The organism is Streptosporangium sp. LJ11, from assembly GCF_051918945.1.
Classification (GTDB): domain Bacteria; phylum Actinomycetota; class Actinomycetes; order Streptosporangiales; family Streptosporangiaceae; genus Streptosporangium.
This window is the reverse complement of the sequence record NZ_JBPXMB010000024.1, coordinates 133,092-147,926: the sequence shown is the minus strand read 5'-3', so window position 1 is coordinate 147,926 and position 14,835 is coordinate 133,092. Positions and strand designations below refer to the sequence as shown.

At 70.2% G+C, this 14,835-nt stretch carries 15 protein-coding genes; 14 read left to right on the top strand and 1 reads right to left on the bottom strand.

Annotated features, from left to right (window positions below; translation table 11 throughout):
* Positions 1–55: 55 nt before the first annotated feature.
* The 14 genes from ACTOQ3_RS31770 (at position 56) to efeB (ending at position 13,494) form a co-directional block, all read left to right on the top strand.
* On the top strand, positions 56–1,087 hold the full coding sequence (locus ACTOQ3_RS31770; RefSeq protein ID WP_440087120.1) for an iron-siderophore ABC transporter substrate-binding protein: 1,032 nt from the start codon (positions 56–58) through the stop codon (positions 1,085–1,087).
* Between the two features lie 99 nt (positions 1,088–1,186).
* On the top strand, positions 1,187–2,461 hold the full coding sequence (locus tag ACTOQ3_RS31765) for a lysine N(6)-hydroxylase/L-ornithine N(5)-oxygenase family protein (RefSeq protein WP_440087119.1): 1,275 nt from the start codon (positions 1,187–1,189) through the stop codon (positions 2,459–2,461).
* 129 nt (positions 2,462–2,590) lie between these two features.
* On the top strand, positions 2,591–2,896 hold the full coding sequence (locus ACTOQ3_RS31760; protein ID WP_362691486.1) for a hypothetical protein: 306 nt from the start codon (positions 2,591–2,593) through the stop codon (positions 2,894–2,896).
* A gap of 449 nt (positions 2,897–3,345) precedes the next feature.
* Positions 3,346–4,503, top strand: coding sequence for an alkaline phosphatase PhoX (locus ACTOQ3_RS31755; protein ID WP_440087118.1), 1,158 nt, complete (start codon positions 3,346–3,348; stop codon positions 4,501–4,503).
* Between the two features lie 110 nt (positions 4,504–4,613).
* Positions 4,614–5,483, top strand: coding sequence for a sulfotransferase family protein (locus tag ACTOQ3_RS31750; protein WP_440087117.1), 870 nt, complete (start codon positions 4,614–4,616; stop codon positions 5,481–5,483).
* Between the two features lie 175 nt (positions 5,484–5,658).
* A complete protein-coding gene (locus tag ACTOQ3_RS31745) occupies positions 5,659–6,813 on the top strand; it encodes an anion permease (RefSeq protein ID WP_440087116.1) in 1,155 nt (384 codons plus the stop codon).
* Entirely contained in the window at positions 6,810–7,013 is a 204-nt protein-coding gene (locus ACTOQ3_RS31740) for a hypothetical protein (RefSeq protein ID WP_440087115.1), read from the top strand. Before ACTOQ3_RS31745 ends, ACTOQ3_RS31740 begins: the two co-directional genes overlap by 4 nt.
* A gap of 52 nt (positions 7,014–7,065) precedes the next feature.
* The gene (locus tag ACTOQ3_RS31735; RefSeq protein ID WP_440087114.1) at positions 7,066–7,851 is read left to right on the top strand and encodes an SDR family NAD(P)-dependent oxidoreductase; all 786 of its coding nucleotides are present in this window, start codon (positions 7,066–7,068) and stop codon (positions 7,849–7,851) included.
* Positions 7,841–8,485 carry a TetR/AcrR family transcriptional regulator gene (locus tag ACTOQ3_RS31730; protein ID WP_440087113.1) on the top strand — a complete coding sequence of 215 codons (645 nt, stop codon included), beginning with the start codon at positions 7,841–7,843 and terminating at the stop codon, positions 8,483–8,485. Before ACTOQ3_RS31735 ends, ACTOQ3_RS31730 begins: the two co-directional genes overlap by 11 nt.
* A 326-nt stretch (positions 8,486–8,811) precedes the next feature.
* The gene (locus ACTOQ3_RS31725; protein ID WP_440087111.1) at positions 8,812–9,234 is read left to right on the top strand and encodes a hypothetical protein; all 423 of its coding nucleotides are present in this window, start codon (positions 8,812–8,814) and stop codon (positions 9,232–9,234) included.
* Positions 9,218–9,796, top strand: coding sequence for an OmpA family protein (locus tag ACTOQ3_RS31720; RefSeq protein ID WP_440087110.1), 579 nt, complete (start codon positions 9,218–9,220; stop codon positions 9,794–9,796). Before ACTOQ3_RS31725 ends, ACTOQ3_RS31720 begins: the two co-directional genes overlap by 17 nt.
* A 342-nt stretch (positions 9,797–10,138) precedes the next feature.
* A complete protein-coding gene (efeU, locus tag ACTOQ3_RS31715; RefSeq protein WP_440087109.1) occupies positions 10,139–11,017 on the top strand; it encodes an iron uptake transporter permease EfeU in 879 nt (292 codons plus the stop codon).
* Positions 11,018–11,038: 21 nt separating this feature from the next.
* The gene (efeO, locus tag ACTOQ3_RS31710) at positions 11,039–12,199 is read left to right on the top strand and encodes an iron uptake system protein EfeO (RefSeq protein ID WP_440087108.1); all 1,161 of its coding nucleotides are present in this window, start codon (positions 11,039–11,041) and stop codon (positions 12,197–12,199) included.
* A gap of 35 nt (positions 12,200–12,234) precedes the next feature.
* Complete coding sequence (gene efeB, locus ACTOQ3_RS31705) at positions 12,235–13,494, top strand: iron uptake transporter deferrochelatase/peroxidase subunit (protein WP_440087107.1); 1,260 nt, start codon at positions 12,235–12,237, stop codon at positions 13,492–13,494.
* Positions 13,495–13,837: 343 nt separating this feature from the next.
* Here efeB and ACTOQ3_RS31700 read toward each other — a convergent pair whose 3' ends face one another.
* On the bottom strand, positions 13,838–14,791 hold the full coding sequence (locus tag ACTOQ3_RS31700; protein WP_440087106.1) for a cyclase family protein: 954 nt from the start codon (positions 14,789–14,791) through the stop codon (positions 13,838–13,840).
* Positions 14,792–14,835 lie beyond the last annotated feature (44 nt).

The following is a 14,835-nucleotide window of genomic DNA, read 5'->3' as shown; positions in this document are numbered from 1 at the left end:
GGAAGGCTAACCTAAAACTGAGAGCCCTTCCGGGCTTTGGAAGGAACCCATACTCATGCGCGACACGATGCGCCGCCTGGCCGCGACCGGAACGCTGCTGCTGGGCCTCGGCCTGGTGGGCGCGTGCGCCGGTGAGAGCGGCGGAGCCGAACAGGCCGCCGCGAACGCCCCCGCGACCCAGGCCGCCTCCGGATTCCCGGTCACCATCACGCACAAGCTCGGCACCACCACGATCGAGTCCGCGCCCCAGCGCATCGTCGCCCTCGGCGAGGTCGACCAGGACACCCTGCTCGCCCTGGGCGTGCAGCCGGTCGCCATGGCGGAGCTGACCGGAGTCCAGGCCGACGGGCTCGCCCCCTGGACCGCCCCGAAGATCTCCGGCACCAAGCCGACGCTGCTGAAGGCCGGAGAGGCGGGCTTCTCGCTGGAGCAGATCGCCGCGCTCAAGCCCGACCTGATCCTCGCGGGCGGCGACTACTACATCGACAAGGAGTACGCCAACCTCTCCCAGCTCGCGCCGACGACCGCCTACGAGACCGGCCCCGCGCAGGACTCGTGGCAGGTGGTGGCCCGCCAGGTCGCCAAGGCGGTCGGCAAGGCCGACGAGGGGGAGAAGCTCGTCGGCGACGTCGAGGCGAAGATCGCCTCGGTCAAGACCACCCACCCCGAGCTGGACGGCAAGAAGTTCGCGCTGACCAGCGTCTTCCCCTCCGGCAACATCGGCGTGATGAAGTCCGACACCGACACCAGCGTCCAGCTCTTCGGCCAGTTCGGACTCGAGCTGCCCGAGGAGATCAAGGCGCTTCCCGGCGAGGGCTTCGCGGCCGAGCTGAGCATGGAGAAGGTCGGGGTCCTCGACGTCGACCTGCTGCTCAGCCACTACAACGACGACGCGGCCACCCAGAAGAAGATCGAGGCCAACCAGCTGTTCGCCGGCCTCGACGTGGTCAAGCGCGGCTCCTACGTGCCGCTCGACCTCAAGGCGTTCTGGCCGCTGCGCACGCCGACGCCGCTGGCCGTCCCGTACGTGATCGACCAGGTCGTGCCCCAGGTCGCCAAGGCCGCCAAGGCCGCCGGCGGGGCCTGACGACCCGCCCTGTTCGATCCCGTTCCATCCTGTTCCATGCTGCCCCCCGCCGCCGCCCGGCCGCGGGGGGACCATCCCTTCAGTACGTGAGAGGCGAACATGTCGAGCCCGGTCTATGACGTCGTGGGCATCGGTTTCGGCCCGTCCAACCTCGCGCTCGCGGTGGCCCTGGAGGAGGAGTACGGCGCCGGCGTGAACGCGGTCTTCTTCGAGAGGCAACCGAGGTTCGGCTGGCACCGCAACATGCTCATCGAGGGCGCCACGATGCAGGTCCACTTCCTCAAGGACCTGGTCACCCTGCGCAATCCCACCAGCTCCTACTCCTTCCTGTCCTATCTGCAGGAGAAGGGGAGGCTGGTCGATTTCATCAACCACAAGACCATGTTCCCCACCAGGCTGGAGTTCCACGACTATCTGGAGTGGGTCGCCTCCTCCTTCACCGACCTGGTGCGCTACGACTCCGAGGTCGTCGCGGTGCGCCCGCACGACGACGAGACCCTCGAGGTCGTCGTGCAGCACGGCGACGAGCTGCACACCTGCCTGACCCGCAACCTCGTGATCGCGGTCGGCCTCGAGCCCGTGCTCCCCGACGGCGTGCGGCAGGGCGAGCGCGTCTGGCACACCGAGGAACTGCTGGCCCGGCTCGAAACCCTCGGCGGGCGCGAGCCCGCCCGGTTCGTCGTGGTCGGCGCCGGGCAGAGCGCGGCCGAGACCGTCGAGCACCTGCACCGCACCTATCCCTCCGCGGAGGTCTGTGCCGTCTTCACCCGGTACGGCTACTCGCCGGCCGACGACAGCCCCTTCGCCAACCGCATCTTCGACCCGGAGGCCGTCGACCACTTCTTCACCGCGCCCGAAGACGTGAAGCGCATGCTGTTCGCCTACTCCCGCAACACCAACTACTCGGTGGTGGACCTCGACCTCATCGACGAGCTCTACCGGCGCTCCTACGCCGAGAAGGTCGCCGGGGTCCAGCGGCTGCGCATGCTGAACGCCTCCCGCCTGCTCGACGTGCACGACGACGGTGACACCGCCCGAATCCGGATGTGCTTCCTGCCCACGGGCGAGGTGAGCACGATCGAGGCCGACGCGGTCGTCTGCGCGACCGGCTACCGTGAGCGCAACCCCCTCGACCTGCTCGGCGAGGCGCGCAAACACTGCCATACGGGCGAGGCGGGCGAGCTGCTCGTGGAGCGCGACTACCGGATCGCCACCGACCCCGGGCAGGCCTGGGGCGTCTACCTCCAGGGGGCCACCGAGGGCAGCCACGGGATCGCCTCGTCGCTGCTGTCCATGACCGCCGTCCGCACCGGCGAGATCGTGCGCTCCATCGCCCGGCGCTCGGTGTCGGTCCCCCAGGTCGCGGAGATGTGACCCACCCGCCTCGGTCCGGCGTTCGCCGCCGGCCGGGGACGCCCGACACGTGCCGACCGGCTACGTGACTCTGTGTATCTGAATGATTACGTTCGTCCTTGTCGTGTTCCGCACGTGACGAGGAGAATCATGAACATCTTCATTCGCGACGCCGGCGTCGTCCTGGCCGGCGCGGTCCTGGCCGGTGCCGGTCTGCTCGTCGGCCTCCCCGCGGCCGGTGCCCACGCCGCGTCGTCCCGGGCGGCTCCGGCGGCCGTCTGCGAGCGGACGGCCGAGGCCGGCTGGATCTGCTTCCTGCGCTACTGCGACCGCTACTACTGCTATTACGACTGCTATCCCACCGCGCTCGCGCGCAACAGGGGAGACCGGCCTTCCGACACGATCCGCGTTCCCAAGCCCGAAGGGACACCGCCCGCCCAGATCGAGAGGCCCTGACCTACGTGAAGCCGTGAGGGTTCGTTCTCCGGAGCCGGTGGGGGGAGCGTTGCTCGCCACCTCCCGCTGGCTCCGAGAGAGAGCGCCGGTGCTCCCCCCGCACCGAGGAAGTCCTGACCCGACGCGACGAGGCCCTCCTCGACCCGGCCCGCTCCCCCCGGCGCCGACGGCCGGGCGGCCGGCCCCGCCCTCACCCTGCCCGGCCACGCTTCTGACCGGGTCTTGGGTTTCCCGGCCGGGAGCGTGCCCCCGGCAGTCCTTTACGTCCGCCCCATCGGGAATGGCGCCTGACGTAGGACACAAGGGATGTGTCCCCCTATCCCACTGCAATCAGCACATACAGGCCATATGCCGTTAACCGTATTAACCGCCAGGTGTTCACCGGTGCTCCTACCGTTGGGATCGCTCAGGAGAGTGGTTCTGCTGATCCTCGCCCTGGAGGTTCGCCGATGGAACGCCGTACATTCCTTCGTGCCTCGGTGCTCGGTACGAGCACCCTGGCCCTCACCGGAAGTCTCTGGCAGGACGCCGCCCTCGCGGCCCCGGCCCAGAACGCCCCTGGTCCCTACGGCCCCCTGCTGGCCGCCGACGCCAACGGCATCCAGCTCCCGGCGGGGTTCACCAGCCGGGTGATCGCCCGATCGGGCCAGGTGGTTCCCGGCACCTCCTACACCTGGCACAGCGCCCCCGACGGCGGCGCCTGCTTCGCCGACGGCAGCGGCTGGATCTACGTGTCCAACTCGGAGATCAACCCCGGCGGCGGCGCCTCGGCGATCCGCTTCGACTCCGCGGGCAACGTGGTCTCCGCCTCCTCGATCCTGTCGGGCACCCGGCAGAACTGCGCGGGCGGCGCGACGCCGTGGAACACCTGGCTGTCGTGCGAGGAGGTCGACCGCGGCTTCGTCTACGAGACCCGCCCCTTCGGGGGTACGGCGACACAGCGCCCGGCCATGGGCCGTTTCAAGCACGAGGCGGCGGCGGCCGACCCGGTCCGTAAGGTCATCTATCTCACCGAGGACGAGACCAACGGGCGGTTCTACCGGTTCGTCCCCACCACCTGGGGGGACCTGTCCTCCGGCACGTTGCAGGTGCTGCGCGCGGGCTCCGCCACCTCGGGTTCGTTCACCTGGGCGAACGTCCCGGATCCCGACGGCTCCCCGACCGCGACCCGCAGCCAGGTCTCCGGATCGAAGTCCTTCAACGGTGGCGAGGGGTGCTACTACGCCGACGACACGGTGTGGTTCACCACCAAGGGCGACAACCGGGTCTGGCAGGTCAACGTCGCCGCCGGCACCTACGAGCTCGCCTACGACGACAGTCTCGTCAGCCCCGGTACCGCCCCGCTGACCGGCGTGGACAACGTCACCGGCTCGACCTTCGGCGACCTCTACGTCGCCGAGGACGGCGGCACCATGGAAATCTGCCTGATCACCGCCGACGACACCGTCTCCCCGTTCCTGCGCGTCGGCGGCCAGGGGTCCTCGGAGATCACCGGCCCGGCCTTCACCCCCGCCGGCGACCGCCTGTACTTCTCCTCCCAGCGCGGCACGTCCGGTTCCTCCTCCGGGGGCATCACCTACTGCGTGACCGGCCCGTTCCGTACCTGATCCGTGACCGGGGGAGGACCGCGCCGTGCGGCGGCGGTCGCACGGCGCGGCATCCCAACGCACAGGTCACGTTCACTTTCCGGACGCCTTGGATCCCTACGGTGCTGGTCATGGCGTGGAAGACCAGAGTCAACACGGCTCTCGAAGGGATGACGGGCTACAACATCACCAGGGTGCGGCGTAAGGTCGCACCCCCACCGCCCCCACCCCCGCCGCCGCCCGTGGACGTTCCACGGCCCCCGGCCGATCCGGAGACCGACCGGCTGCTGCGCGAACCGGTGTTCGTGCTGTCGCCGGTGCGGTCCGGCTCCACCCTGCTGCGCGTCATGCTGAACAGCCACTCCCGGATCCACGCGCCGCACGAGCTGCACGTGCGGCGCCTGGCGGTCACGCTGACCACCGACCCGCTGCGCCAGGCGATGGAGGCGCTCGGCCTGTCCGCCAGCGACATCGAGCACATCCTGTGGGACCGCATGCTCCACCGCGAGCTGGCCGGGAGCGGCAAGCAGATCATCGTCGACAAGACGCCCAGCAACGTCTTCGCCCACCGGCGCCTCGCGACCTGCTGGCCCGACGCGCGCTACATCTTCCTGATGCGCCACCCCGCCTCGATCGCCCTGTCGTGGCACGAGGCCGCTCCGCTGGAGCGCCCCTGGGCGGAGGCGATCCGGCACACCCTGCAGTACATGCGCCACCTCACCGAGGCCAGGCGGACGCTCGACGGGCTCACCCTGACCTACGAGGCGCTCGTCGCCGATCCGGAGGAGGAGATGCGGCGGGTCTGCGGCTACCTGGGGGTCGGCTACGAGGCCGGCATGATCACATACGGTGACCACGGGCACGGGGAGTTCGTGAAGGGCATCGGGGACTGGCGCGACAAGATCAGGAGCGGCAGGGTCCAGCCGGGCAGGCCGCTGCCCGCCCCCGAGGAGATCCCGGAGGAACTGCGCGAGATCTGCGCCGAGTGGGGATACCTCTGACCGATCGATCGCCCCGGGGGACGGCCTCCCGCCCTCACGGGAACCCGGGTGCGGAGGGCGTGACTCCCGATGACCTTCGTCGCCCAAGGTGACACGCGGTCGACGGGAGGATGAATTCTGTGCATGAAATCCCATGACCTGCATATATGTTGTCTGAGGTGTCATATCCGGGGGCATGGATGCGAACTTCGTGTTGCTCGCCATCGTGATCGTCACCGCGTTGTCCTTCGACTTCACCAACGGCTTCCACGACACCGCCAACGCGATGGCGACCTCGATCGCCACCGGCGCGTTGCGTCCCAAGGTCGCGGTCGCGTTGTCGGCGGTGCTGAACTTCGCAGGGGCGTTCCTGTCGTTGAAGGTCGCGGCCACCATCGCGACCGGCATCGTCGAGGCCGGCGCCATCACCTTGACGGTCGTCTTCGCCGGGCTGATCGGCGGCCTGGCCTGGAACCTGCTGACCTGGTACTTCGGCATCCCCTCCAGCTCCTCGCACGCGTTGATCGGCGGCGTGGTCGGGGCCACGCTGATCGCGGCGGGCGCCTCGGCCGTCAAGGGCGCCGAGATCGTGTCCAAGGTGCTGGTCCCGGCCGTGCTGGCGCCGCTGGCGGCGATCCTGGTGGCCACGATCGGCACCTACCTGGTCTACGTCATCACCCGCAACGTCCCCGAGAACACCAAGAAGCGCGGGTTCAAATACGGCCAGATCGGCTCGGCCTCGCTGGTCTCCCTGGCCCACGGCACCAACGACGCGCAGAAGACGATGGGCATCATCACCCTCGCGATGATCGCCGCCGGTGCCGTCGGCAAGGACGACGGGACCCCGACGTGGGTGATCGTGGCCAGTGCGACCGCGATCGCGCTGGGCACCTACCTGGGGGGCTGGCGGGTGATCCGTACCCTCGGCAAGGGGCTGACCGACATCGAGACCCCGCAGGGTTTCGCCGCCGAGGGCTCCTCGGCGGCCGTCATCTTCGCCTCCTCGCACTTCGGCTTCCCGCTGTCGACCACCCACGTGTGCGCGGGCTCGGTGATCGGATCGGGCATCGGCAAGCACCTGGCCGAGGTCCGCTGGAGCCTCGCGGCCAGGATGGGGGCCGCGTGGCTGATCACCCTGCCGGCCGCCGCCGTGGTCGGCGCGCTGGCCTGGGCGGGCGCCAACGTGATCGGCGGCGCGCTGGGCGTCGCCGTCGTCTTCGGCGTCGCCCTGGCCCTGTCGGCGGCGCTGTATCTGGCCTCGCGGCGCCGGCCGGTCAACGCCGGCAACGTCAACGACGAATGGACCGGCCGGCTCGCCCCGGCCGCCGGGACGAGGGAGCACGCCGCGTGAACGACTACATCGACCTGGACGCGCTGTGGAGGGTCCTGCTCGCCTCGCTGCTGGCGGGCGCCGGCCTGGTCGCCGTCTTCTCCCTGGCCCTGGTCGGCCTGTCCAGCGGGCGGACGGCCGGTCGCGTGGGGGCCGGGCTCTGCTTCCTGGTGGTGGCCGCCGGCATCGCCCTCGGCCTGTACGTCATGCTCGCCAGGTAACCACCCGCCCGGGATTCTAGAGAGACTCTCTAGAATCGGCTATGCTCCCAGGATGAGAACCACCGCCGTCATCACCGGAGCCAACCGCGGGATCGGCCTGGCCACGGCCGAGGAGTTCGCCCGCCGCGGCCACCGGGTGGTGCTCGTGGCGAGGAATCCCGCCGCGGCGAACGAGGCCGCCCGGCTCGGCGCCGAGCTGGTCACCGGTGACCTCTCGACCCTGAAGGGCATCCGGGCCGTCGCCGAGGCGCTGGCCGGAACCTGCCCGCGGCTCGACGTGCTGGTGCACAACGCCGGGATCTGGCCGTCGGCGCGACGGCTCACCGAGGACGGGTTCGAGGAGTCCTTCGCCGTCAACCACCTGGCGCCCTTCCTGCTCAACCACCTGCTGGAGGACCGCCTGGCCAGGGTCGTCCAGGTCACCGCGGGCCTGTACGTCAAGGGCAGGGCCGACCTCGCGCGCACCCCGGCCGGCGACGACTTCTCCGCCGTGCGCACCTACGCCGACACCAAGCTCTGCAACCTGGCGCTGATGCCGCTGTGGGCCGAACGCTGGAAACGGCGGGACGTCACGATCGACGCCGTGCACCCCGGGGTGATCAGGACCGGGCTCGGCGACCGGGGCGGCCCGGTGGGACTGCTGCTGAAGGCCGCGAAGCTGCTGTGGAAGGCGCCGGCGGACGGCGCGGCCCCCGTCGTGCGGCTGGCACTCGACCGCACCGGCACCGGGCGTTACTTCGACGTCGACCGCGAGACGCCCCTCGCCCCCGCGGCCGCCGACCCGGCGCGGGCGGTGAGGCTGTGGGCGCAGGCCGCGGAGCTGACCGGTGTCGCCTAGGCACCGGCGTGGCGAGGAGACCAGGGAGCGGCTGCTCGCCGCGGCGCTGGACCTCTACGAGAGGGAGGGCGCGGACGGCTTCACCATGACGGCGGTGACCGGCGCGAGCGGTGTCAGCGTCGGCAGCCTCTACCACCACTTCGGCAGCTTCGACGGGCTGGCGGCGGCACTCTACGCCCGCTGCCTGTCCGGCCTGCTCGACGCCGTCATCGCCGCGCTCGGCGCGGTGCCGCCGGGGGAGGGGGCGGGGTCCTGCGAGGACGCCGAGGCGCGGGCCGCCGCCGGGATCGAGGCCGTGGTCACCGGATACCTGGGCTTCACCCGCGAGCACCGGGCCGCCGCGCACTTCGTCCACGCCTCCGCCTACGCCGCCTTCCTTCCCGCGCACGCAGCCCTGGTCGCGCGGGAGAAGGAGCCCAGACTGGCCGGGATCCTGGGCTGGCTGCGGCCGTACGCCGAGGCGGGGCTGGTCGTGGAGCTGCCGGACGCGCTGACGGAGATGCTGGTCGTCGGCCCGGTGGCGGAGACGGCCCGCCGGTGGCTGGCCGGTGCTCCCGGCATCGACCTGGACGAGGCGTGCAGGCTGCTTCCCGAGCGGATCTGGCGATCCCTGCGGGCCGTCGTCCCACCGTGACGCCGTCCCCCTTGATCGAGCCACTGCCGGTGGGCGAACGCGAAACGGCTCCCTGTCCCTTTTCGCGTACCGATCTGTACCCCAGGCGCCTTCCGCGATTTGCGGCCGGTCCATATCGAGATTTGCGGCAACGGTCGGATCGAAAACACTGGGTTTGGGTGAACCGGTACGTTTACACTCGCGATCGTATGAAGAGGATCGCGGTTCTGATCGCGGGGGCACTGCTGACGGCCGGCTGCCAGTTGGGCTCGAGCGCTCCGCCCGGCTCACCCGGCCCATCTTCCGCGACGACGTCGAAGCCGCCTGCCGTCTCGCCGTCGGCGGCCGTGAGTCTGCCGGCCGACCAGGTGATCGGTAGCCGGGAGGTCACAGGTAACAACTGGTACAAGGTCCGCATCGACCTGTACGCGCTCCACCGGCAGGACAAGCTGGTCACGGTCAACTTCGCGGCGACCGTGCTGGAACACGACCGCGCCGGCGGCTGGGACGTGCGCGGCGCGTTCTCCGCCGTTCCCTCCGACACCCCTACGGTGGACGGTGTCCACCTCGTGGACACCAAGAACGCCAAGAAGCATCTGGTGGCCACGGACGCGGACGGCAGATGCCTGTGCAGTTCCGGCATGGTGACGATCGACCGGGATCGCAGCGTTGTCTTCTCGGCCACGTTCGCCGCTCCACCGGCCGACGTGAACGCCATGGACGTGTTCATCCCGCTGGCGGGGACGTTCGAAAATGTTCCGCTCGGTTAGCGTCGCGCTGGCCGTCGGGCTGGCCGTTCACACGCCGTCTCCAGCACCCACCCAGGGTCCTCATCCCACGCCCGGGCCCCTGGCGCGGGCGCCCATCGTCGATGTGCAGGCGCGCGTGATCGACATCGAGCTGCGCATCGGCACCCTGGACGAGTCGATCATCGATGCGGACACCCCCACCAGCAACAAGATCACGATGGCGGCCGACGTCCTGTTCGCCTTTGACAAGGCCACGATCACCGCCAAGGCCGAGCGGCGGCTGACCCAGGCCGCCGCCATGCTCAAGCAGGAGGCCGGTGGCAAGCGGGTGCGGATCGACGGACACACCGACGCCAAGGGCGGCGACGCCTACAACCGCGCCCTTTCCCTGAGGCGCGCGGAAGCGGTCGAGCGGGCGCTCACTCCGCTGCTGGAGGGGGCCGGCATCACCTTCGCCGTCGATGGACGCGGTGCCACGGCGCCCGTGGCGCCCAACACGGTGACCAACGAGCACGGCCAGGTGGTCGACAACCCGAAGGGACGCGCGAAGAACCGGCGCGTGGAGATCACATTCTCCCGCTGACCGGCATCACCACCCTTCGACGCGGCCTCACCGGGCAGGACGTTCCGGAGCGGACGAAGGAGCCTTCGGTATCCGCCTCGGATGAACGACCTCGTTGGCGAATCGTCGATGACGTCAGAGGGACAACGCGTCATCGACCATGAGAGTGATCATGCCTGCGGGCGTTCACCACTCTGTCAACCCCTCGCTGACATGACGGCGTTCCCGGGCCGAGACCGCCACCTCCCTCGTCGCGATCATCATTCCTGCCCAGAGTTATACCCCCTGTGGGTGTGCGTCCTTTTGTGAAGGGTAAGGTTGCCCTGCCCTAATTTAGGTAAGGCTTCCTTCCATGGAGTGACGGTGTTCGCCAGCTACCTCATCGGATTGCGCGAAGGCCTGGAGGCCACGCTCGTCGTCTCCGTGCTCGTCGCGCTCCTCGTCAAGAGCGACCGGCGCGACCGATTGCCCCTCGTGTGGGCCGGGGTCGGCGCCGCGCTCGTTCTGTCGGTCGCGTTCGGCGCGCTGCTCACCTTCACCGTCGCCCGCCTGGAATACCGGCAGCAGGAGCTGTTCGAGGCGATCACCTCGCTGCTCGCCACCGCGTTCGTCACCTGGATGATCTTCTGGATGCGTCGCGCCTCCCGTACCCTCTCCGGCGAGCTGCGCGCCAGGCTGAGCCAGGCCCTGGAGGTCGGCGCGACCGCGGTGGTCGTGATGGCCTTCCTCGCCGTGGCGCGCGAGGGCCTGGAGACCGCGCTGCTGTTCTTCGCCTCCGTGCAGGGGGCCACCACCACCGCCGTCCCGCTGGTCGGGATCACCCTGGGCCTGCTCACCGCGGTCGCGCTGGGCTGGGCCATCTACCGCAGCGCGATGCGGATCAACCTGACCAGGTTCTTCACCTGGACGGGCCTGCTGCTGATCCTGGTCGCCGCCGGCATCTTCAAGTACGGCGTGCACGACCTGCAGGAGGCCGGTGTCCTGCCGGGCCTGTCCACCCACGCCTTCGACATCAGCGGCGTGATGCCCGCCGACTCCTGGTACGGCGCCCTGCTGGCCGGGCTGTTCAACATCACCCCGCAGCCGAGCGTGCTGGAGACGGTGGCGTGGGTCGCCTACGCGGTGCCGACGCTCGCCCTCTTCCTGAGGCCGCGTCGCAGCCGCCCCACCGCCTCGCCCACCGATTCCCCGGCGGCCCGGAATCCCCCGGCTTCCTCGACCAACCCGCAGCCCGCGGGCTGAAACCGCTCGAACAGGACGACCATGCGTACTTCCCTTGCCATCGCCGCGGGTGCTCTCGCCCTCGCCGGCCTCGCCGCCTGTTCCTCCGAGCCCACCGCGTCCACCGCGGGTGCGGGCGCGGGTGCCGGGGCGTCCGCCGCCCCCGCCAAGGGCGGCCCCGTCGCGGTGACCGCCACCGACACCGAGTGCAAGGTCGCCGTCACCGAGGTGGCCGCGGGCACCTCGACGTTCTCGATCACCAACGACGGCACCAAGGTGACCGAGTTCTACGTCTACGCCGCCGGTGACCGGGTCATGGGCGAGGTGGAGAACATCGTGCCCGGCCTGACCCGCGAGGTGATCGTGGAGCTGCCGGCCGGCAGCTACCAGACCGCCTGCAAGCCCGGCATGATCGGCAAGGGCGTCCGCGGCCCGCTCAAGGTGACGGGCGAACACAAGCCGCTCAGCGACGACGCCCGGCTCTCCGCCGCGACCGCCGGCTACAAGCGCTACATCAGGTCGCAGAGCGACACGCTGCTGACCAAGACGCAGGAGTTCGTCGACGCGGTCAAGGCCGAGGACATCGCCAGGGCCAAGGAGCTCTTCCCCGTCTCCCGCACCTACTGGGAGCGGATCGAGCCGGTCGCGGAGATCTTCGGCGACCTCGACCCGGCCATCGACGCCCGCGAGAACGACGTGGCCGAGGGCGAGGAGTGGACCGGCTTCCACAAGATCGAAAAGGATCTCTGGGTCACCAAGGACGTCAGCGAGGACGGGCCGGTCGCCGACAAGCTGATGGCCGACATCAAGACCATCGTGGAACAGTCCAACGCGGCCGAGCTGTCGCCCGTGCTGCTCGCCAACGGGGCCAAGGGCCTGCTCGACGAGGTCGCCTCCGGCAAGATCACCGGCGAGGAGGACCGCTACTCGCACACCGACCTGTGGGACTTCGACGCCAACCTGCAGGGCTCGAAGGCCGCGGTGCAGGCGCTCCGGCCCGTCCTGGAGGAGCGCGTCCCCGAGCTGGTGAAGACGCTGGACGAGAAGTTCGCCGGAGCCGAGGCCGCGCTCGGCGCCCACCGCAAGGGCGACGGCTGGAAGCTGCACACCGAGTTGTCCAAGGACGACCTCAAGAAGCTGTCGGACGCGATCAACGCGCTCGCCGAGCCGATCAGCAAGATCGCCGCAGTGGTGGCCAAGTAGCGGATGACGCGCCGTCACCGTAGGGGAGGGGTCCGATGAGCGGGAGAATCAGCCGCAGGAAGCTGTTCGGGATGGGTGCCGCGGGCGTGGCGGCCGCCGGCGCGGGTGCCATCGCGGTGCGCGGGACGGGCGGCGAGCCCCCGCCCGCGCCCGCCCGAACCGCCTCCGCCTCCGACCCCGTCCCCTTCTACGGCGAGCACCAGGCGGGCATCGTCACCCCGGCCCAGGACCGGCTGCACTTCGTCTCCTTCGACGTGACGACCGGGAAGAAGGCTGAGCTCGCCGAGCTGATGCAGGAGTGGACCGCCGCCGCGGCCCGGATGACGCAGGGCCAGGAGGCGGGCGCGTTCGGCGCGGTCGGCGGTCAGCCCGAGGCGCCGCCCGACGACACCGGCGAGGCCCTCGGCCTGCCCGCCTCCGGGCTGACGCTCACCGTCGGCTTCGGCGGGTCGCTGTTCGACGACCGGTTCGGGCTGGCCTCCCGCAGGCCGGCCGCGCTGGCCGACCTGCCGCACCTGCCCGGTGACGCGCTGCTGCCGGAGATCTCGGGCGGCGATCTGTGCGTGCAGGCGTGCGCGCACGACCCGCAGGTGGCGGTGCACGCCATCCGCAACCTGGCGCGCATCGGCTTCGGCCGAGTCTCGGTGCGCTGGTCCCAGCTCGGCTTCGGCCGTACGTCGTCGACCTCGCGCGCGCAGGCGACGCCGCGCAACCTGATGGGTTTCAAGGACGGCACCGCCAACCTCAAGCTGGAGGACGTGGCGCTGCTGAAGGAGCAGCTCTGGGTGGGAGCCGGCGACGGCGCCGACTGGATGACCGGGGGCAGCTACCTGGTGACCCGCAAGATCCGGATGCTGGTCGAGACGTGGGACCGGGCGCCGCTGGCCGAGCAGGAGCAGATCTTTGGCCGGAACAAGGGGGAGGGGGCCCCGCTGGGAGGGAAGGCCGAGTTCGACGCGATCGACTTCGACGCCAAGGGCCCCGACGGGGAAGCCCTGATCAAGGACGACGCGCACGTACGGCTGGCGCACCCCTCCCACAACGGCGGCGCGCGCCTGCTGCGCCGCGGCTACAACTACGTGGACGGCTCCGACGGGCTGGGCCGCCTGGACGCCGGGCTGTTCTTCATCGCCTACCAGCGCGACCCCCACCGGCAGTTCGTCGCCGTGCAGAGGTCCCTGGCGGGCAAGGACTCCCTCAACGAGTACATCAAGCACGTCTCCAGCGGCCTGTTCGCCTGCCCGCCGGGCGTGCGTGACGCGGGCGACTACTGGGGCCGTGCCCTGTTCTCCTGAGTTCTGCCGGGTTCTGCTGGATTCTCCTGGGGTTTCGACCCTCGTACCACCCGGACGGGGGACGTCACCCGCGGCTCGAAGAAAACCTGACCGGCGGGGGCGAGAATTTCGCCAAAGGCCCCGATAAAGGGCTGTGCGCATATGGAACCGTTCAAATTTCCAAAAAGCGACGGACCCTGATTTCCGCTGTTATCTTCATCCAGTTCGCATGATCACGGACCGCTTGCCGCGGCGGTCCGGCCGCCCGACACCGCGAACGCGCCCGCATCCGAAGCGGGAAGGCATCCGCTGGGGCGGCCGACCGCCGGCGCCCGCCGCCTGGCGGCACGTAGCTCGATGGCGGTCAGAACGTGGCGATCGGGTTGACCGGGCTGCCGGACGTACCGGCGAAGCGGACCGGCGCGACCGCGAGGTGGAAGTCCCACTGGCCGAGCTCGGCAGCCGTCCCCGCGCACGCCTCCAGGTCGCAGTTGTCGAGCATCCACAGACCCATCGCGACGAGGCTCACGGCGTGGACCGGCATCAACACGTCCTCGTACCCCGACGGCTGAACGTCCTGGGGGGTGTCGGCGCCGATCAGCGCGACCTCCCGTTCACGCAGCCACGGCAGGCAGGACGCGTGCCAGCCGGCCTGCGTGAAACCGCTGACCACACCGCTCTCGTGCCGGACACGGCCGTGGCCGGTCCGCAGGAGTACCGCATCGCCGGGTCGCACCCGCACACCCTGGCGACGCTCGGCCTCCTCGAGATCGTCGGGAAACACCCCCTGCCCCGGTTCCAGCCACGGCACATCGCGGACCCTCGCGATGTCCAGCAGGACACCACGCGTGACGATCCCGTTCGCCGCCGCCGTGACGGCCGCCCACGCCGATCCCGTCGCGGCGTCGACCAGCGAGTGCGACCGCCCGTTGTACATCGTGCCGTCCCAGAAGATGTGGCACGGCGAGTCGAGGTGGGTGAGGGTGTTGCCGTGGAACGTGACGCCGAGCCGCTCGGAAGAAAAGCCCCAGCGCCGGTCGTTGTGGAACGGCTCCGGCATGTTCTCGGCCCCCGGCATGTCGGCGGCGCACGGGCACGTCGTCGTCGACCGCTCCATGTCCTCGGGTACGGCGACCTCCCATGCGCACGACACGCTCCTGCCGTGGCGCACGGCCCGCGCCGCCGCCAGCCGGACGTCGTCGGTGATGTGGTTCAGGGTGCCGAGCTCGTCGTCGTCGCCCCACCGTCCCCAGTTCGACAGCGTGTCGAAGTACCCGAGCACGTCTTCCTGTGTGGGTATCGGTCGTCCTGCCGTCATCTCAGCATCGACTCCTCCGGTCACGTGGTTCGAGGCACCGCAGG

Bases quoted from the DNA above. Each gene is read 5' to 3' on its own strand.
- ACTOQ3_RS31770 (WP_440087120.1), top strand. From the start codon at position 56: ATGCGCGACACGATGCGCCGCCTGGCCGCGACCGGAACGCTGCTGCTG.
- ACTOQ3_RS31765 (WP_440087119.1), top strand. From the start codon at position 1,187: ATGTCGAGCCCGGTCTATGACGTCGTGGGCATCGGTTTCGGCCCGTCC.
- ACTOQ3_RS31760 (WP_362691486.1), top strand. From the start codon at position 2,591: ATGAACATCTTCATTCGCGACGCCGGCGTCGTCCTGGCCGGCGCGGTC.
- ACTOQ3_RS31755 (WP_440087118.1), top strand. From the start codon at position 3,346: ATGGAACGCCGTACATTCCTTCGTGCCTCGGTGCTCGGTACGAGCACC.
- ACTOQ3_RS31750 (WP_440087117.1), top strand. From the start codon at position 4,614: ATGGCGTGGAAGACCAGAGTCAACACGGCTCTCGAAGGGATGACGGGC.
- ACTOQ3_RS31745 (WP_440087116.1), top strand. From the start codon at position 5,659: ATGGATGCGAACTTCGTGTTGCTCGCCATCGTGATCGTCACCGCGTTG.
- ACTOQ3_RS31735 (WP_440087114.1), top strand. From the start codon at position 7,066: ATGAGAACCACCGCCGTCATCACCGGAGCCAACCGCGGGATCGGCCTG.
- ACTOQ3_RS31720 (WP_440087110.1), top strand. From the start codon at position 9,218: ATGTTCCGCTCGGTTAGCGTCGCGCTGGCCGTCGGGCTGGCCGTTCAC.
- efeO (WP_440087108.1), top strand. From the start codon at position 11,039: ATGCGTACTTCCCTTGCCATCGCCGCGGGTGCTCTCGCCCTCGCCGGC.
- efeB (WP_440087107.1), top strand. From the start codon at position 12,235: ATGAGCGGGAGAATCAGCCGCAGGAAGCTGTTCGGGATGGGTGCCGCG.
- ACTOQ3_RS31700 (WP_440087106.1), bottom strand. From the start codon at position 14,791: ATGACGGCAGGACGACCGATACCCACACAGGAAGACGTGCTCGGGTAC.